Source organism: Streptomyces termitum (genome assembly GCF_014650175.1).
Classification (GTDB): domain Bacteria; phylum Actinomycetota; class Actinomycetes; order Streptomycetales; family Streptomycetaceae; genus Streptomyces; species Streptomyces termitum.
The window spans coordinates 78665-95938 of the sequence record NZ_BMUL01000021.1 but is presented as its reverse complement, the minus strand read 5'-3'; the positions used below and the strand labels follow the sequence as shown (position 1 = coordinate 95938).

Annotated in this window: 15 protein-coding genes and 2 pseudogenes; 2 read left to right on the top strand and 15 right to left on the bottom strand. The window is 75.0% G+C overall.

Features of this window, described 5'->3' with window-relative positions; translation table 11 throughout:
* The 9 genes and pseudogenes from IE219_RS28680 to IE219_RS28645 all read right to left on the bottom strand — a co-directional run.
* The coding region (locus IE219_RS28680) for a GTP-binding protein (RefSeq protein ID WP_308434051.1) at nt 1-446 on the bottom strand (446 nt) is incomplete at its 3' end.
* Nucleotides 356-1228 (bottom strand): annotated as a pseudogene (gene cysD, locus IE219_RS28675) (sulfate adenylyltransferase subunit CysD); the annotation flags it as partial. The gene IE219_RS28680 and the pseudogene cysD, both read right to left, overlap by 91 nt.
* A 91-nt stretch (nt 1229-1319) precedes the next feature.
* The gene (cysC, locus tag IE219_RS28670) at nt 1320-1886 is read right to left on the bottom strand and encodes an adenylyl-sulfate kinase (RefSeq protein WP_189982749.1); all 567 of its coding nucleotides are present in this window, start codon (nt 1884-1886) and stop codon (nt 1320-1322) included.
* Nucleotides 1886-2602, bottom strand: coding sequence for a phosphoadenylyl-sulfate reductase (locus IE219_RS28665; RefSeq protein WP_189982747.1), 717 nt, complete (start codon nt 2600-2602; stop codon nt 1886-1888). The genes cysC and IE219_RS28665 overlap by 1 nt, the downstream gene beginning before the upstream one ends.
* Nucleotides 2599-2781, bottom strand: coding sequence for a hypothetical protein (locus IE219_RS28660; protein ID WP_189982745.1), 183 nt, complete (start codon nt 2779-2781; stop codon nt 2599-2601). Before IE219_RS28660 ends, IE219_RS28665 begins: the two co-directional genes overlap by 4 nt.
* On the bottom strand, nt 2778-4475 hold the full coding sequence (locus tag IE219_RS28655) for a nitrite/sulfite reductase (protein ID WP_189982743.1): 1698 nt from the start codon (nt 4473-4475) through the stop codon (nt 2778-2780). The genes IE219_RS28660 and IE219_RS28655 overlap by 4 nt, the downstream gene beginning before the upstream one ends.
* 126 nt (nt 4476-4601) lie before the next feature.
* Nucleotides 4602-4685: a putative leader peptide gene (locus IE219_RS32600; RefSeq protein ID WP_356726799.1), complete on the bottom strand. Its 84-nt coding sequence runs from the start codon at nt 4683-4685 to the stop codon at nt 4602-4604.
* 153 nt (nt 4686-4838) lie between these two features.
* Nucleotides 4839-5408, bottom strand: a complete 570-nt coding sequence (locus tag IE219_RS28650) for a GNAT family N-acetyltransferase (RefSeq protein ID WP_189982741.1) — start codon at nt 5406-5408, stop codon at nt 4839-4841.
* 275 nt (nt 5409-5683) lie between these two features.
* Nucleotides 5684-6964: pseudogene (locus tag IE219_RS28645) on the bottom strand (helix-turn-helix domain-containing protein); the annotation flags it as partial.
* Nucleotides 6965-7349: 385 nt separating this feature from the next.
* Here IE219_RS28645 and IE219_RS28640 point away from each other — a divergent pair.
* Both IE219_RS28640 and IE219_RS28635 read left to right on the top strand, forming a co-directional pair.
* The gene (locus IE219_RS28640; protein WP_189982739.1) at nt 7350-8474 is read left to right on the top strand and encodes a YihY/virulence factor BrkB family protein; all 1125 of its coding nucleotides are present in this window, start codon (nt 7350-7352) and stop codon (nt 8472-8474) included.
* A gap of 33 nt (nt 8475-8507) precedes the next feature.
* On the top strand, nt 8508-9245 hold the full coding sequence (locus IE219_RS28635) for a helix-turn-helix domain-containing protein (protein ID WP_189982737.1): 738 nt from the start codon (nt 8508-8510) through the stop codon (nt 9243-9245).
* Here IE219_RS28635 and IE219_RS28630 read toward each other — a convergent pair.
* From IE219_RS28630 to IE219_RS28605, 6 genes are all read right to left on the bottom strand, one after another.
* Nucleotides 9203-9604: a VOC family protein gene (locus tag IE219_RS28630; protein ID WP_229850123.1), complete on the bottom strand. Its 402-nt coding sequence runs from the start codon at nt 9602-9604 to the stop codon at nt 9203-9205. The two genes, IE219_RS28635 and IE219_RS28630, sit on opposite strands and share 43 nt — an antisense overlap.
* A gap of 55 nt (nt 9605-9659) precedes the next feature.
* Entirely contained in the window at nt 9660-10256 is a 597-nt protein-coding gene (locus IE219_RS28625) for a hypothetical protein (protein WP_189982733.1), read from the bottom strand.
* A 78-nt stretch (nt 10257-10334) separates the two neighbouring features.
* Nucleotides 10335-11678: a MinD/ParA family ATP-binding protein gene (locus IE219_RS28620; RefSeq protein WP_189982731.1), complete on the bottom strand. Its 1344-nt coding sequence runs from the start codon at nt 11676-11678 to the stop codon at nt 10335-10337.
* Between the two features lie 76 nt (nt 11679-11754).
* Nucleotides 11755-12351, bottom strand: a complete 597-nt coding sequence (locus IE219_RS28615) for a sigma-70 family RNA polymerase sigma factor (RefSeq protein WP_229850122.1) — start codon at nt 12349-12351, stop codon at nt 11755-11757.
* Between the two features lie 164 nt (nt 12352-12515).
* The gene (locus IE219_RS28610; protein WP_189982728.1) at nt 12516-13847 is read right to left on the bottom strand and encodes a S8 family serine peptidase; all 1332 of its coding nucleotides are present in this window, start codon (nt 13845-13847) and stop codon (nt 12516-12518) included.
* Nucleotides 13844-17266, bottom strand: a complete 3423-nt coding sequence (locus IE219_RS28605; RefSeq protein WP_189982725.1) for a right-handed parallel beta-helix repeat-containing protein — start codon at nt 17264-17266, stop codon at nt 13844-13846. The genes IE219_RS28610 and IE219_RS28605 overlap by 4 nt, the downstream gene beginning before the upstream one ends.
* Between the last annotated feature and the right edge of the window lie 8 nt (nt 17267-17274).

The following is a 17274-nucleotide window of genomic DNA, read 5'->3' as shown; positions in this document are numbered from 1 at the left end:
AAGCGGCGGCGCGGGGTGGCGAAGTAGCGGTACGCCACATCGATGGTGATGCCCTGCTCGCGCTCGGCCCGCAGCCCGTCGGTCAGCAGCGCCAGGTCCGGCGCCTCCTGGCCCCGGCCGCGCGAGACCTGCTCGACGGCCTCCAGCTGGTCGGCGAGGACCGACTTGGAGTCGTGCAGGAGCCGGCCGACGAGGGTGGACTTGCCGTCGTCGACGGAGCCCGCGGTGGCGAAGCGCAGCAGGGTGGTCGCGGCCAGTTCGGGCGACGGCTGCTCGGTGGACGTGCTCATGGTTAGAAGTACCCTTCGCGCTTGCGGTCTTCCATCGCGGCCTCGGACATCTTGTCGTCGGCGCGGGTCGCGCCCCGCTCGGTGAGCCGGGAGGCGGCGATCTCGGCGATGACGGCGTCCAGCGTGGTGGCGTCGGAGTCGACGGCGCCGGTGCAGGACATGTCACCGACGGTGCGGTAGCGGATCAGCCGCGTCTCGACCGTCTCCGACTCCTTCGGGCCGCCCCAGTCGCCGGCGGTCAGCCACATGCCGTTGCGGGCGAAGACCTCGCGCTCGTGGGCGTAGTAGATGGGGGGGAGGTCGATGGCTTCGCGCTGGATGTACTGCCAGACGTCGAGTTCGGTCCAGTTGGAGAGGGGGAAGACGCGGACGTGTTCGCCGGGGGCGTGGCGGCCGTTGTAGAGCTGCCAGAGTTCGGGGCGCTGGCGGCGGGGGTCCCACTGGGAGAACTCGTCTCGGAGGGAGAAGACGCGTTCCTTGGCGCGGGCTTTTTCCTCGTCGCGGCGTCCGCCGCCGAAGACGGCGTCGAAGCGGTGCTGCTGGATGGCTTCGGTCAGCGGCACGGTCTGGAGGGGGTTGCGGGTGCCGTCGGGGCGTTCGCGGAGTTTCCCGGCGTCGATGTAGTCCTGGACGGAGGCGACGTGCAGGCGCAGTCCGTGCTCGGCGACCACGCGGTCGCGGTAGGCGAGGACTTCGGGGAAGTTGTGGCCGGTGTCGACGTGGAGGAGGGTGAAGGGGACGGGTGCGGGGGCGAAGGCCTTCAGCGCGAGGTGGAGCATGACGATGGAGTCCTTGCCGCCGGAGAAGAGGATCACCGGTCGTTCGAACTCGCCCGCGACCTCGCGGAAGATGTGCACGGCCTCCGACTCCAGGGAGTCGAGGTGCGACAGCGCGAACGGACTGTCCGTGGTGTCGTGGGCATGAGCGACGGTCGTCATGCTGCGGTCCTTTCGTTCGCTTCTCCGCCCGCGTGGCGCAGAGGTGCGGCTTGCGTGCTCGTCTGCGGGCCGGTGGTCACGCGCGCGTCGCTCACAGCAGGCCCCTCTCGGTGAGCAGTGCGTGCAGGGCCGAGGCCGATTCGCGCACGGTCTGGGTGTGCGACTCGATGCGCAGGTCGGGTGCCTGGGGTGCCTCGTACGGGTCGTCGACGCCGGTCAGGCCGGAGATCTCGCCCGCCGCCTGCCGGGCGTACAGGCCCTTGACGTCCCGGACGGAGCACACCTCCACCGGGGTGGCCACGTGCACCTCGACGAAGGCGGTGCCCTCGGCCTGGTGGCGCTTGCGGACCGCCTCGCGGCTGTCGGCGTACGGGGCGATGACCGGGACCAGCACGGTCACGCCGTGCGAGGCGAGCAGCTCGGCGACGAAGCCGATCCGCTGCACGTTGGTGAAGCGGTCCTCGCGGGAGAAGCCGAGGCCGGCGGAGAGGAACTCGCGGATCTCGTCGCCGTCGAGGATCTCGACGCGGCGGCCCTCCTCGCGCAGCCGCCCGGCCAGCTCGTAGGCGATCGTGGTCTTGCCGGCGCTCGGCAGGCCGGTCAGCCAGACGGTGGCACCGGTCACGTGGTTCTCCTGGGGGGTGTGGGGGGTGGTCATCAGCCGTGCAGCCCGCATTCGGTCTTGGCGCGCCCGGCCCAGCGGCCGGCCCGCGCGTCCTCGCCCGCCGCGACCCGGCGGGTGCAGGGGGCGCAGCCGACGGAGGCGTAACCGTCCATGAGGAGCGGGTTGGTGAGGACCCCGTACTCGGCGACGTAGGCGTCGACGTCGTCCTGCGTCCAGCGGGCGATGGGGGAGACCTTCACCTTCCGCCGCTTCTCGTCCCAGCCGACGACCGGGGTGTTCGCCCGGGTCGGGGACTCGTCGCGGCGCAGGCCGGTGGCCCACGCGCTGTAGGCGGTCAGGCCGTCCTGGAGCGGGGCGAGCTTGCGCAGGGCGCAGCACAGGTCGGGGTCGCGCTCGTACAGCCGCGGCCCGTGCTCGGCGTCCTGCTCGGCCACGGTCTGCCGCGGGGTCAGGGTGATGACGTTGACGTCCATGACGGCGTCCACGGCGTCCCGGGTGCCGATCGTCTCCTCGAAGTGGTAGCCGGTGTCGAGGAAGACGACGTCCACGCCGGGCAGGGCGCGGGAGGCGAGGTGGGCGACGACCGCGTCCTCCATGGAGGAGGTGACGCAGAAGCGGGGGCCGAAGGCGGCCGCGGCCCACTGGAGGATCTCCAGCGCGGAGGCGTCCTCCAGGTCGCGTCCGGCCTGCTCGGCCAGGGCGCGCAGCTCCTCGGCGGTGGTCTCCTCGGTGACCTGAGCGGTCGTCATATCCCCTCCCTCCGTGTGGTGTCGACTCCGGTGGTGCCCGGGGCGAGCAGCCCCAGGAACTTCAGCTGGAAGGCCCGGCCGCAGGCGACGCAGTCCCAGGCCCCGTGCCCCCGCTCGTCCGGGCGCAGGTCCTCGTCGCCGCAGTACGGGCAGAAGAACGGCGCGGCTCGCTCGCTCACGACAGCGACTCCTCGGAGGCGCGGGCCGTCCAGGCGGCGAAGCGCTCGCCGTCCTCGCGCTCCGCGTGGTAGCGGGTGAGGACGCGCTCGACGTAGTCGGGGAGTTCGGTCGCGGTGACCTTCAGGCCGCGGACCTTGCGGCCGAAGCCGGCCTCCAGGCCGAGGGCGCCGCCCAGGTGGACCTGGTAGCCCTCGACGCGGTTGCCCTCGTCGTCCAGGACGAGCTGGCCCTTGAGGCCGATGTCGGCGACCTGGATGCGGGCGCAGGCGTTCGGGCAGCCGTTGATGTTGATGGTCAGCGGCTCGTCGAAGTCCGGGAGGCGGCGCTCCAGTTCGTCGATGAGCGAGGAGCCGCGGCCCTTCGTCTCGACGATGGCGAGCTTGCAGAACTCGATGCCGGTGCAGGCCATCGTGCCGCGCCGGAACGGGGACGGGGTGACCCGCAGGTCGAGCGCCTCCAGGGCGGCGACCAGCGACTCGACCTGCGCCTCGGGGACGTCCAGGACGATGAGCTTCTGCTCGGCGGTGGTGCGGACCCGGCCGGAGCCGTGCGCCTCGGCGACCTCGGCGATCTTCGTCAGGGTGGCGCCGTCCACGCGGCCGACGCGCGGGGCGAAGCCGACGTAGAAGAGGCCGTCGTTCTGCCGGTGGACGCCGACGTGGTCGCGCCAGCGGCCGGCGGGCTCCTGCGGCGCGGGGCCGTCGACGAGCTTCCGCTCCAGGTACTCGTCCTCCAGGATCCGCCGGAACTTCTCCGGGCCCCAGTCGGCGACGAGGAACTTCAGACGGGCGCGGTTGCGCAGCCGGCGGTAGCCGTAGTCGCGGAAGATCGAGATGACGCCCTCGTGGACGTCGGCGACCTCCTCGACCGGGACCCAGGCGCCGAGCCGGACGCCGAGCTTGGGGTTGGTGGAGAGACCGCCGCCGACCCAGACGTCGAAGCCGGGGCCGTGCTCCGGGTGGACGACGCCGACGAAGGCGACGTCGTTGATCTCGTGCGCCACGTCGAGCAGCGGCGAGCCGGAGACCGCGGTCTTGAACTTGCGGGGCAGGTTGGAGAAGTCCTTGTTGCCGATGATCCGGCGGTGGATCTCCTCGATCGCGGGCGTGCCGTCGACGATCTCGTCGGCGGCGATGCCGGCCACCGGGGAGCCGAGGATGGTGCGCGGGGTGTCGCCGCACGCCTCGGTGGTGGAGAGGCCGACCGCCTCCAGGCGGTTCCAGATCTCGGGGACGTCCTCGATGCGGATCCAGTGGTACTGGACGTTCTGCCGGTCCGTGATGTCGGCGGTGCCGCGCGCGAACTCCTCGGAGATCTCGCCGATCACCCGGAGCTGCCGGGTGGTCAGCCGGCCGCCGTCGATGCGGACGCGCAGCATGAAGAACTCGTCGTCCAGCTCCTCCGGCTCCAGGACACCGGTCTTGGTGCCGTCGAGGCCCTGTCGCCGCTGGGTGTAGAGCCCCCACCAGCGCATGCGCCCGCGCAGGTCGTTGGGGTCGATCGAGTCGAATCCACGCTGGGAGTAGATCGTCTCAATACGTGTCCGCACATTGAGACCGTCGTCATCCTTCTTGAACTGCTCATTGCCGTTCAGCGGGGTGAAGTGCCCCGCGGCCCACTGACCCTCGCCACGGTGGCGTCCGGCCTTGCGGCGGGCGGCGGCGGGAGTGGGGTTTTCCGGGGTGGCGGCCATGGCGTCTTGTCCTTCGGGACTGCGAGAGGGCGGCTCTGACCTGCACACTCGCGCGCAGGAGAGAGGGTGGCGCGGCGGTGCGCAGCAGGGGTCGGGCAGAGGGGGAGGGGCGGCGGTGCTGGCTGTTCAGCGCACCGGACAGATGGCGCTGGACACGCGGCCGAGATCGACGTGTCGTCGACTCACCAAGGCAGTTCCAGTTCCAGGCATGGCGGAAGCGTGTCACGGGACTTTGGACCCAGTCCAGCATCGTCCGTCATGTGGACGTGAAAGTCTCGATAAGTGAGACGGTGTGGTCTGGGTCACGCAAAAGGGGCCCTGATCAGGGCCCCTTTCGCAGGAGGGCGGCGCCGCGGCGGCGCGTCAGGCCGCGGCCCCGGGCCACGGCCCCGGGGTCGGACCTTCCTCGGCCTCCTCCACCCTGGTGTCGAAGAGCCGGAAGCCCCGCCGCTCGTAGTTCGGCATCGCGTGCGGGCCGTCCAGCGAGCAGGTGTGCAGCCACACCCGCTTCGTCGGCTCCCGGTCCGGCCAGCGCTCCGCCAGGTCCCAGGCCCGCCGGATCCCCTCGGTGAGCAGGTGGCCGCCGATCCCGCGCCCCCGGAAGGCCGCGATCAGGCCGAAGTAGACGATCTCCACCACGCCGTCGTCCTGCGGGTCGAACTCCACGTACCCGGCCGGCGTCCCCCGGTCGTACGCCACCCACACCTCGGCGCCCGGCTTCTCCGCCACCTCCTTCCACTGCGCGTACGACAGCGGCAGCCGGTCGCCCCAGTGGACGTCGCCGCCGACGGCGGTGTAGAGGAAGCGGCTGAACTCGGGCGAGGGCACCTCGGAACGGCGGATGACGACGTCGTCGCCCTCCAAGGCCCGCGCCGGACGCAGGTCGTCGGGCGAGGTCTGTTCCAGGGACCAGATGGTGACACTGATGCTCATGGCTCCATCGCATCATGCGGAGCGACGGATTCCCAGGCCGGGTCGGGCGGGATCCCCGGACGGCTGTCCGACATGTGGACACCCGGTCCGGGCGGCCGCCCGCCGCGCCCCTCCCGGGGCACCGGCACCCGCTCCCCGTGCCCCCCGCGCACCCCCTCGCCCCGCCCGCCGTGCTCCTCCGGGGCCCCCGGGAGCCGGGCGCCCGGAACCAGAGCCCCCGGGACCAGGGCCCCGGAAACCCGGGCGTCCGCGACCCGGGCCCCCGGGACCCGGCCGCCCGCGCGGATCGCCGGGGCCGACGAGTAGGGGAACAGCTCCTCCGGCCGCTCCGGACGCAGCACCTCCACCACGAGCTCCTCGCGGAAGCGGTACGGGCGGTGCGCCAGCACCCCCGCCAGGGTGCGGCGCATCCGCGACAGCTCGGCCCGCACCGTCACCGTCCGCGTCCGGTCCCCGAACACGTCCTCCGCCAGCTCCGCCGCCGTCCGCCCCTCCGGATGCAGCGCCAGCAGGTACAGCAGCTCGGCGTGGCGCGGGCTCAGCTCCTGCTGCCAGCTCCCCGCCGCCCCCGACACCGCCACCGTCCAGCGGCGCGGCCGGCTCAGGTCGAGCACCACCCGGCCCGCCGCCCCCGACCCCGCGCCCGCCGGAGCGGTGTCCTCCTCCACCCGCAGCAGCCAGCCCCCCGGCAGCGGCTCCACCGCGCACAGCCCCAGCGACGGCAGCCACGCCGGGCCCGCCCCCAGCCCCTTCGGCAGCGCGACCCGGTCCACCGGCGCCAGCCCCGTCACCGCCGCCGTCCAGCCGTGGACGTCCACCGCGACCGCCCGGCCGCCCACCCGGCACAGGATCGGCGCCGCCACCGCCCGCAGCCGCTCCACCGCCCCCCGGTGCCGCTCGCGCAGCTCCGCCTCGGCCAGCCGCGCCACCGAACCCACCAGTGCCAGCATCGACGGATGGAAGGTGGAGGCCGGACCGCTCACGTCCACGATGCCCAGCAGCCGCCCGTCGCGCGGGTCGTGCACCGGCGCCGCCGCGCAGGTCCAGTCCCGCAGCGCCTCCACGTAGTGCTCCGCCGAGTGCACCTGCACCGCCCGGTGGGTGGCGAGCGCGGTCCCCACCGCGTTCGTCCCGGTGCTCTGCTCGGTCCAGGCCGCCCCCTCCTCCAGGCAGATCAGCTGCGCCCGCCGCATCACCGCCGGATGCCCCTCCCGCCACAGCACCCGGCCGTGCTCGTCGGTGACGACCATGATCTGGAGCGAGGCGTCGGCGATCCCGGCCAGCCCCGCGCTGAGCGTCTGCATCACGTCGGCGAGCAGGGTCGCCCGCCGCCGCCGCTCCAGCTCGTCCCGGCGCAGCAGCACCGTGCTGGTGCCCCGGTCGGGATCGAGGCCGAGCCGCGCCATCCGCCGCCAGGAGGCGTCGATCTCCGGGCGGGGCGCGATCGGCGGCCGCCGGCCCGCCAGGGTCTCCTCCCGGACCCGGCGCAGCAGCCGGGCCGCCTGGAGGGAGTCCATGGCGGCCAGCCGCTTCATGTCGAGCCGCGTGTCGTTCATCGGTCCCTCTCCGCCACCCGGTGCGCTGGATCGGTTCCGCGGGGTCCGGACGGTCGGCCGGAGCTCCGTTGCGTGCCGGGGGACCATCGTGCCGTCCGGAGGGACCCCGCGGCGCCCCGTTTCACGTAATGCCGCAACCCTTTGCAACTCTGGCCGCTTCCCGCCCCCCTGAGCGAGGGTGGTGGAGGCGGGTGGTGGTGCCGTGTCGGCGCAGCACCACCCCCGCCTTCCGCGCGTGCCGCCCCGCCCGCCCCGCCTCGCGCGGCCCGGCCCGGCACACCCCCGGTACGCGCGGCCGAAACCTCCCGGAAGCCCCCGCCCACCGGGCCCGCGAGCCGGACGGCCACGGTGCGTGGGCCCCCCGTCGTGCGGATACGGTAAGCGGGTGCAGGCAGCAAGCGAAACACCCGAACGGCCGGAGCGGCGCCCCTGGAGCAGGCTCCACCGCGCCCGCGTCCTCTACCGCAACGTCTCGAAGCGGAAGATGGTCTGGCTGCTCCTCAAGGACACCGTCAACTCGTGCATCGAGTACCGGATCCTCGGCCTCGCCGCCGAGGCCGCCTTCTTCACCCTGCTGTCCCTGCCGCCCCTGCTGCTCGGCCTCATCGCCGTCCTCGGCTACGCCGACGACTGGACCAACACCGACACCGTCGCCAGCATCCGGGAGAACATCCTCCACGCCGCCGGAGCGGTCCTCTCCGACCGGGGCGTCGGCGAGATCGCCGAACCCCTCCTCGACGACATCACCCAGGGCAAGCGGCCCGACCTGATCTCCCTCGGCTTCGCCATCGCCCTCTGGTCCGGCTCCCGCGCCGTCAACGTCTTCATCGACACCATCACCGTCATGTACGGCCTCGACGGCCACCGGGGCATCGTCAAGACCCGGCTCCTCGCCCTGCTCCTCTACGTCGTGGCCCTGCTCATCGGCGCCGTCGTCCTGCCGCTGGCGGTCGCCGGACCCGACCGGGTCGTCGCCCTCGTCCCCTGGGGCACCGACGTCGTCGCCGTCCTCTACTGGCCGGCCGTCATCCTGCTCTCCGTCGCCTTCCTCACCACGCTCTACCACGTCTCCGTCCCGGTCCGCTCGCCCTGGATCGAGGACATCCCCGGCGCCCTCGTCGCCCTCGCCATGTGGATCCTCGGCAGCTTCCTGCTGCGGATCTACCTCACCAGCCAGGTCGAGGGCCCCACCATCTACGGCTCGCTCGCCGCCCCCATCGCCGTCCTCCTCTGGATCGGCGTCTCCGCCTTCGCCGTCCTCGTCGGCGCCGCCGTCAACGCCGCCATCGACCGGGTCTGGCCCTCCGTCGCCACCGCCGCCGCCCGCGAGGCCAACGAGCGGGCCCGCGCCGTCCAGGCCGCCGAACTCGTCGCCCGCATCCGGGCCGAGGCCGACGACGTCGACGAGGACGACCCCGACATGCCGTCCGAGTTCCCCGAGCGCTGGTCCAGGTTCCTGCCCCCCGACGACGTGAAGGCCCGCCTCCACTCCGGCCGCGAGAAGGACTGACGCCCCCCCGGGACGCCTCCTAAGCTGGGCGGTGTGTACGAGGAACGCCCGGCCCGGCTCGACGGCGCCGTCCTGTGGACCCGGACGGCCCCCGCCCCCGTCGTGTCCGCCGGACCGGTCGTCCCCGACGGCTGCATGGACCTGATCTGGGCCGACGGACGGCTCCTCGTCGCGGGCCCCGACACCCGCCCGTACCGCCCCCGGGGCGCCGTCGCCCGCTACGCCGGACTGCGCTTCGCCCCCGGCGACGCCCCCCGCCTCCTCGGCGTCCCGGCCCGCGCGCTGCGCGACCTCCGGGTCGACCCGGCCGAACTGTGGGGCGCCGCCCCCGCCCGCCGCCTCGCCGACCGGATCGCCGCCGCCCCCGACCCGGCCCTCGCCCTGGAGGAGTACGCGCTGCGCCGCGCCGCCGACGCCGCCCCCGCCGACCCGCTGCTCCGCGCGGTCACCGCCCGGCTCGGCGCGGGCCGCCCGGTCGCCGAGACCGCCGACGCCCTCGGGATCGGCCCCCGCCGCCTCCACCGGCTCTCCCTGGACGCCTTCGGCTACGGCCCCCTGACGCTGTCCCGGATCCTCCGCCTCCAGCGCGCCCTGGCCCTCCTGCGGGACGGCGTCCCGCCCGCCGGGGCCGCCGCCCGCGCCGGCTACACCGACCAGGCCCACCTGGGGCGCGACGCCCGCGCGCTGGCGGACACCACCCCCGGGGCCTACGCCCGCGCGGCGCGCGGTCAGGCGCCGGACGGCACGTCCGCGAAGAGGGAGACCCCGTAGCCGTCCGGGTCGAGCACGACCGCGTACCGCTGCCCCCACACCGCGTCCCACGGCGCCAGGTGCCCGGTGTGCCCGGCCCCGGTCAGCTCCGCGTACGCCGCGTCCACCTCCGCCGCCGTGCCGCACCGGAAGGCCAGCTCGCCCCGGCCCCCGTCACCCCGCCGGTAGGACGGGTCGAAGGACCGGACGGACTCCTCCGTGTCCCAGGCGAGCCGCAGCCCGCCGGGCAGGACCACCTCCACGTGCGGGGCGTCCTCCGCACCGGCCGGGAGGTCGAGGCCGAGCCGGCGGTAGAAGGCGAGCGAGGCGGCCATGTCGGAGACCACCAGGCCGATGAGGTCGAGTCGGAGTGCGTTCATGCCCCCGACGGTAGGCATCCGCCCCGGCGCCGTCTTGTACGGATCGGACAGCGGGCTACCAGGGACTGCTGCTGCTCGTGGACGTGGCGCCCCCGGAAGCCCCGCCGGAAGCGGTCCCGGACGTGCTCCCGGAGCTTTTGCCGGACGTGCCGGGCGGGGTGCCGAAGACGGAACCGCCCGAGACGGAACCGGTGGGCACGGAGGCCGGACCGGACGCCGCCCGGCGCAGCGGGGTCTCCGCCTCCGACTGCGTCACCGCGCGGGACGGCGCCCCCCGGCCCGCCTCCCCGGCCTGCTCGCGCGGCCGCCGGGCCTCCTCGCCGACCTGCTCCAGGAGCAGCACCAGGTTCCGCTCGTGCTGGTTGCCGCCCGGCCAGTCCACGTCCTTGCTGGTGATCGTCTGGGTGCGGACGCCGTCCACCGTCTCCCAGCGGCTCCTGACCGCCCGGATGTTGGGCCGCCACCGGCCCTCGTACTGGTGCTCCACGTTCAGGTGCCAGCCCGCCGCGTCCACGTGCCGGACCGTGCCCGCCACGCCCGGGATCTCGATCCGCGCCCCGCGCGGGCCGGAGACGGTGACCACCGCGCGCTGCGGCCAGTCGGCGTCGACGCCGATGACGGTGATCCGGCAGGGGCCCTCGTACCAGGCCATAGGTGCTCTCCAGTGTTCTCGGAAACGGAAACGGGAAACGGAAACGGGAAACGGGTGGGGGGCGGGCGCGGGGAAGCGTCAGCCGAGGGGGAAGCCCCGGGCGACCAGCGCCGCCAGCTCGTAGTACGCGGTCCGGGTCCGGCCCCGCATCCACGCGGGGTCGACCTCGCCGCCCCGGGCCAGGTGCGGGTCGTACGGGACGGTCACCACGCCCCGGCAGCGCTGCCGGAAGTGCGCGGCGGCCTCGTCCGCCCGGCCCGGCGCGGTGCGCACCCCGGAGAAGACCGTGACCGCGCCCCGCGCCTTCTCCTCGTGGCCGAGGGCCGCCAGCCGGTCGAAGACCAGCCCGGCCCCGGCCAGCCCGTCCGCGCCCGGCGCCGCCGCCACGACCAGCTGGTCCGACAGCTCCAGGACCGCGCGCAGGGTGTCGTGCGGCATGCCGGTCCCGGCGTCGGTGAGGACGAGCGGGTACTGCCCGGCCAGCGCCCCGACGACCTGCCGGTACTCCGCCTCGCCGAACGGCCGCGCGTCCGCCGGGTCCGGGTCGTGCGCCACGACCTCCAGGCCGCTGGGCGTCTGCGAGGTGAAGGCCCGGATGTCCATGTAGGTCCGCAGCCGGGGGAGCGCGGCGACCAGGTCCCGCACCCCGGCGCCGGACTGCCGCTGGACCCGGCGGCCCAGCGCGCCCGAGTCGGGGCTCGCGTCCACGGCCACCACCCGGTCGGCCCGCTCCCGCGCCAGCACCGCGCCGAGCGCCAGGGCGATCGTCGTCTTCCCGGCGCCGCCGCTCAGGCCGATCACCGCGATCCGGTGGCTGCGCAGCAGCGGGATCCGCAGGTCGTCCAAGGCCCCGCCGGGCACCGCGCGCCGCCCGATCCGGAACAGCGGCCGCGCGGCCCGGCGCGCCGGGGCCACCGGGACGCCGGGAAGCGCGGCGTACGCGTCCATGGCCACGGTCTCGGCCGCGTCCCCGTCCCCGTCCCGGTCCCGGTCCCAGGCTTCGGGCCCGGGACCGGGCCCGGCCTCGACCCCGGTCCCGTGCGCCGTCACCGGCGGGTGCTCCCGCGCCGGTTCCGGCACCATCACCGGCGGCACGTGCTCCGCCGGCACGGGTTCCCCCACCGGTACGGGTTCCCCCACCGGGGCCTCCGCCGTCACGGATTCCGCCGTCACAGGTTCCGCCGTCACGGATTCCACCGGTACGTGCTCCGCCGGTACGGGTTCCACCACCGGGGCCTCCGCCGTCACGGGCTCCGCCGGTACGGGTCCGGTGGTCTCCGGCAGGGGCTCCGGGGGCGGCGCGGGGGCCGGCTCCGGGGGGAGCGCGGGGCGCCTCGCACGCCAGTGCCCGGGGCTGTAGTCGGGCGCGTCCGTCCAGTGCTCCGGCGCGTCCATGTCGTTCCTGGCTACGACGGTGGCCACCTCGGCCCCCTCTCGTCGGTCGCCCGGGGGAACGGCCCGGTGGGCGCGGCCGGTTCAGCGGGGCCGCGCCGGACGGTCACGCCGGGGCGAGGCCGTGCCGCTCCAGGACCGGGCGCAGCGCTCGTACCGCGTAGAAATTGCGGGACTTGACCGTGCCCGGCGGGATGCCGAGCACCTCCGCCGCGTCCGCCGTCGAACGGTCGTTGAGGTGCAGCTCCACCAGCACCTCCCGCTGGTGGCGCGGGAGTTCGGCGAGCGCGTCGCCGACCGCGTGCGCGGTCACGATCTCCTCGTACGGATCGTCCGCCGCCGCCCGGTCCTCCGGCGTCTCGTCGCCCAGCTCCTTCGCCCGCGCGGACAGCGCCCGGAAGTGGTCGATGGCGATGCGGCGGGCGACGGTGAACAGCCAGGGGCGGCCGTGCTCCGGGCCCCGGGTCAGCGCCTGCGGGTTCTGCCAGGCGCGCAGGAAGGTCTCCTGGAGCATGTCCTCGGCCCGGCCCCGGTCCCCGCTGGTCAGCCGGAGCAGGGCCCGCAACAGGGCCGCGGCGTGCAGCCGGTGCAGCTCCGCCAGGGTGTCGCGGTCCATGACGGGCCGGGGCCGGTCCTTCGCGCGGGCGTCCGGGCCCGCCTCCCCGCGGATCGTGCCACCGGCGCCGTTCTCCTGCGTTCCCACCCCGGTCGTTCCTTCCCCGCCGCACGTCACGGCTCTGGGGCGGCGGACGGCGGCATCGATCGCCGACGGTTCGGTCACGTCGGACTGGTCGGAACGACCTTGACAACCTTGACTAATGCTTTGCTAATGCGCCGGTGGTCTCCGCCCCGGCCGGTAACGCGCGGTCAGTCCGCGTCGGCGGCGCCCCTCCGGGCCGGCTCCGGAGCGCGATAGCCGCCCGGCCGCCATTTCCGCCGCCGGCCCCTCGGCAGCACGGCCGCCGCCCCCGCCACCCCGGCCAGCAGCGCCAGCGAACCGGCGGCCACCCCCCAGGCGGACCCGGCGGCGGACGGCCCCGGCTCGGGCGGCATCACGGCCCCGGGCACCGCCGCCGCCCGGCCGGTCCCCGCCGCGCCCCGCCGCTCCTCGGGGAGGACGGCCGTGACGGCGGCGACCGGGTCGACCGCGCCGTACCCCCGGGCCCGGTCCGGCAGCGGCTCGCCCGGCCCCGACGTGGTCGCGCGCAGCCGGTGGACCAGCTGCGGGCCGCTCAGCCCCGGGTGCCGGCCCAGGACCAGGGCCGCCGTCCCGGCCACCAGCGCCGTCGCGTAGCTCGGCCCGGACGCCGTGAAACTGCCCCGGCCGCCCGGCCCCGGCCCCGTCACCGCCTCGCCCGGCGCCGTCAGGTCCACCCGGCCCTCCGGGGCCTGCCCGGACGCCTTCGCGCCGGGCCCGGTCGCCGCCACCGACAGCACCAGCGGATCGGCCGCCGGGTACGCCGCGCCCTTCGCCCCGTCCGGGGAGACCGGGGCGATCACCACCGCGCCCCTGCCGACCGCGTACCGCACGGCGCTCCGCAGCTTCGGGCTGTCCGTGCCCGCCACCGCCACCACGGCGATGACCCGGGCACCGCCGCCGACCGCCACCCGGACGCCCTCGGCCAGCAGGTCGGCGGTGGTGTTCCCGCGCCGGTCGGTCACCGGCACGTCGAGGATCCGCGCCCCGGGCGCGAGGCCCGCGAAACCGGCCCCCGGGGTGGGGGCCGCCGCGATCAGACCGGCCGCGAAGGTGCCGTGCCCGACGCAGTCCGCGGCCGGGCCGCCGGCCGGGAAGAGGCGCGGCGTCCGCTTCAGCCGGCCGCCCAGCAGCCCGGCGGCGTCGTCCACCCCCGACCCCAGCACCGCCACCGTCACCCCGGCGCCCTCGGTCAGCGGCCAGACCCGGTCCGGGCGCAGCCGCGCCTGGGGCCACGGCAGCCCGGTGACCTTCCGGGGCGACGCCTTGCGGCAGGCGTCGTCGGAGAGCCGCTGCGTGACGGCGGGCAGCGAGGCGGGATCCGTCCCCGCCTCCGCACCCGTCCCCGCTGCCGCGCCCGTCCCCGCCGCGCCCGTCTCCACGCCCGCTCCGGTGCCGCCGTCCGGGCCCGGCACGGCCGCCGCCGTCCCCGGCGACAGGACCAGGGACCCGCACAGCACCGCCGCCACGAGGGCCGCCCCGCCCCGCGCGCCCCGGCTCACGCGACACCGTCCGGCACCCGGTCCCAGGGCACGTCCTGCGGCAGCAGCAGGCTGAGCTCGGCCACGTCCTCGACGTCCAGCCGGCTGAGCCGGCCCGCCTGCCGGGTGATCATCGACTCCAGGACCTGACGGGCGAACCGGCCGTTGCCGAAGGTCCGGTCGCGCGGCACCGCCGCGAACAGCTCGCCCAGCGCCGCCAGCGTCTCCGGCGGGCACACGTACCCCGCCTTGTCGGACAGCGCCTCCACGATCTGCACCAGCTCGCCGTCCGTGTAGTGCTCGAAGGCGACCGAGCGGGAGAAGCGGGACGCCAGACCGGGGTTGGAGTCCAGGAAGCCCTGCATCTCGTCGGCGTAACCGGCGACGATCACCACGACCTCGTCGCGGTGGTCCTCCATCAGCTTCATGAGGGTGTCCACCGCCTCCTGCCCGAAGTCGTTGCCCGAACCGCCGCGCGGCGTCAGCGTGTACGCCTCGTCGACGAACAGCACGCCGCCGCGCGCCCGGTCGAACGCCTCCTTCGTCAACTGCGCGGTGTGGCCCACGAACCGGCCCACCAGGTCCGCCCGCGCCGTCTCCACCAGCTGGCCGCCCGACAGCACGCCCAGCTCGGCGAGCAACTGCCCGTACAGCCGGGCCACCGTCGTCTTGCCGGTACCGGGCGGACCCGAGAAGACCACGTGGTGGCTGATCGTCGCCGTCGGCAGCCCGGCCTCCTTGCGCCGGTTGACCTGCTTGATCAGATTGACCAGGTCCTCGACCTGCTCCTTCGCGGCGGGCAGGCCGATCATCGACCGCAGCTCGTCGAGGAGTTCCGTCCGGCGCTCCACCGGCGCGCCGTCCGCCGCGACCGCCGCCGCGGCCTCCTCGCCCACGTCCTCCGGCTTGAGCAGCGCCAGATCGGCGTTGCCGATCTCGGTCAGCGCCGCCAGCCGGGACGCCTGCCGGTCCACCATCTCCTCGAACACCTTGCGCGCCGCCCGGCCGTTGCCGAAGTCGGCGCCCTTCGCCATCGTCTCGAAGTGCCGGGTCAGCGCGTCGCGCGTGCCGTCGGCGAGCTGGTAGCCGTGCGAGGCGGCCGACATCGCCACGATCGTCGTCAGCTCGTCGTCCGCGTAGTTCGCGAACTCCACCGTGCGGCTGAAGCGGGACGCCAGACCCGGGTTGGAGTCCAGGAAGCCCCGCATCTCCTCCGAGTACCCGGCCACGATCACCACGACCTCGTCGCGGTGGTCCTCCATCAGCTTCACCAGCGTGTCGATGGCCTCCCGGCCGAAGTCGGGGCCGCTGCCGCCGGTCCCCTGCGACAGGGTGTACGCCTCGTCGATGAACAGCACGCCGCCCAGGGCCTGCTGGAACACCTCCGTCGTCTTGATCGCGGTGCCGCCGATGATCGACGCCACCAGGTCCGCCCGCGCCACCTCCACCAGATGGCCCGACGGCAGCACCTCCAGCTCGGCCAGGATCGAGCCGTACAGCCGGGCCACCGTCGTCTTGCCGGTGCCGGGCGGCCCCGCGAAGATCAGGTGCCGGCTCATCGGCAGCGCGGGCATCCCCGCCAGCTCCCGCCGCCGCGCCAGCTTGTTCAGGTTGACAAGGGTGGCGACCTGCTCCTTCACCCCGTCCAGGCCCACCAGCGCGTTCAGCGCCTCCAGCGGGCCGTCCGGGCGGCGCGACGCGCCCGCCGGCTCCCCGCCCCCGCCCGGCGGACCGTCCACGGCGCCCTCCGCGCCCCCGGAGCCGTCCTCCCCGCGCGGGCCGCCCGCCGCCGCGCCCGCGCCGCCGGAGGCCGCCGCGGCCTCCCCGTACGCGTCCGGCAGCTCGTTCTCCGTGCTCGTCAGGTTCTCCACCGCGAGCCGCGACGACGGCTTCAGCTGCCGCAGCCCCGAGCCGCCGTTCCCCGACACCGAGCAGTCGTGCACCCGCACCGCCTCCGTCGAGTCCACGCGGATGCCGTCGCCGGTGTTGTCCACCGCCTCGCACCGGTTCAGCGAGGCCCGGCCGCCCTCCGCGACCCGGAAGCCGTACCGCCGGCACGACCGCACCCGGGTGCGGGCCGCCGTCAGCTCCCCGCCGTCCTCCACGAGGACGCCCTCCTGCGGCGATTCGGACACCTCGCAGTCCCGCAGCGTCGCCACGCCCTCCCGGCCGACCGACACCCCGGCCGCACCGGTCCCCCGGACCACCGTGGTGCCCACGTAGGCGTCCCCGCCGTCCGAGATCCGCACCCCGGACTGCCCCGTCCCCGACACCTCCGACGCCTCCAGCCGGCCCCGGCCGCCCCGGGTCACCTCCACCCCGGCCCCGGCCGTGTCCGACACGTCCAGCCGCCGCAGCATCGGGTTCGCGCCCTCCAGGACGCGCACCCCCGCCGCCGCCCCGCCGCGCACCTCCAGCCGGTCGAAGTCCGGGGCGCTGTCACCGGTCAGCTGGACCCCGGCCTCCTTCGCGTCCCGCACCGAGCACCGCTTGAAGGAGGGGCCCGAGGACTCCTCCACCCAGATCCCGACGCCCTCGGCGGCGGTCACCTCGCAGTCCTCGAACGCGCCGCGCGAACGCCCCGTCACGTGAATGCCGTTGCCCTTCGTCCGGGAGACCCGGCAGCGGCTCAGCAGCGGGTCGGTGCCCTCGGCGAGCGCGATGCCGTGCACCTTCGTCGAGGACACCGAGCACTCCTCCAGGACCACCCGCTCCTTGGAGCTGACGTACACCCCGAGCAGGCAGTCGCGGACCGAGGTCCGCACCACCCGGGTCGCGCTGTTCTGCTCCAGGGCGATGGCCGGCTTGTCGGTGGCCGAGATCTCGCAGTCCTCGATCAGCCCCCGGCCCTCGCCGTTCGCGCACACCCCGTTGCCCCGGGCGTCGCGCAGCACGCAGTTGCGGAAGGTCGGATTGGCGCGCTCGCCGATCACCACCGCCGACGTGCCCAGGTGCTCCACCACGCAGCCGTCGATCACGCTGGTGCCCGTGGACGTCTCCACGATCCCCGCGCCGCCCGGGTTGGTCACCCGGCAGCCCCGCATCGCCAGCGAACCCTGCTGCCGGGTCAGTACGGCCGTCCAGGCGTTGCCCACCACCTCGCAGTCCTGGAGCGCCGCCTGCCCGCGCGGCACGTCCACGGCGGGCAGTTCGTCGTCCCGGCCCTGGAGCACCAGGCCCGTCAGCTGCACCGCCTCGGCCACCACCTGCACCACCGTCCCCCGGGGCGGCACGATCCGCACGGTCCCGTTCGGGTCCTCCGCGGTGATCGTCACCATCTTGGTGATGACCAGGTTCTCCTCGTACCGCCCCGGGCGCACCGAGATCACCGCGCCGCCGCGCGCGGCCTCCAGGGCCGCCCCGATGGTGCGGTAGGGGCCGCCGGGGGCCGGACGGTCGCTCTGCGCCTCGGCGCTCACGGTCAGCACATGGCGCGACATGCGTGGTG

What these genes read in the sequence shown, in the direction of transcription:
- IE219_RS28655 (WP_189982743.1), bottom strand. Translation starts at nt 4,475, where the DNA reads ATGGCCGCCACCCCGGAAAACCCCACTCCCGCCGCCGCCCGCCGCAAG.
- IE219_RS28630 (WP_229850123.1), bottom strand. Translation starts at nt 9,604, where the DNA reads ATGAACGCACTCCGACTCGACCTCATCGGCCTGGTGGTCTCCGACATG.
- cysC (WP_189982749.1), bottom strand. Translation starts at nt 1,886, where the DNA reads ATGACCACCCCCCACACCCCCCAGGAGAACCACGTGACCGGTGCCACC.
- IE219_RS28665 (WP_189982747.1), bottom strand. Translation starts at nt 2,602, where the DNA reads ATGACGACCGCTCAGGTCACCGAGGAGACCACCGCCGAGGAGCTGCGC.
- IE219_RS28605 (WP_189982725.1), bottom strand. Translation starts at nt 17,266, where the DNA reads ATGTCGCGCCATGTGCTGACCGTGAGCGCCGAGGCGCAGAGCGACCGT.
- IE219_RS28650 (WP_189982741.1), bottom strand. Translation starts at nt 5,408, where the DNA reads ATGAGCATCAGTGTCACCATCTGGTCCCTGGAACAGACCTCGCCCGAC.
- IE219_RS32600 (WP_356726799.1), bottom strand. Translation starts at nt 4,685, where the DNA reads ATGCCTGGAACTGGAACTGCCTTGGTGAGTCGACGACACGTCGATCTC.
- IE219_RS28625 (WP_189982733.1), bottom strand. Translation starts at nt 10,256, where the DNA reads ATGGCCTGGTACGAGGGCCCCTGCCGGATCACCGTCATCGGCGTCGAC.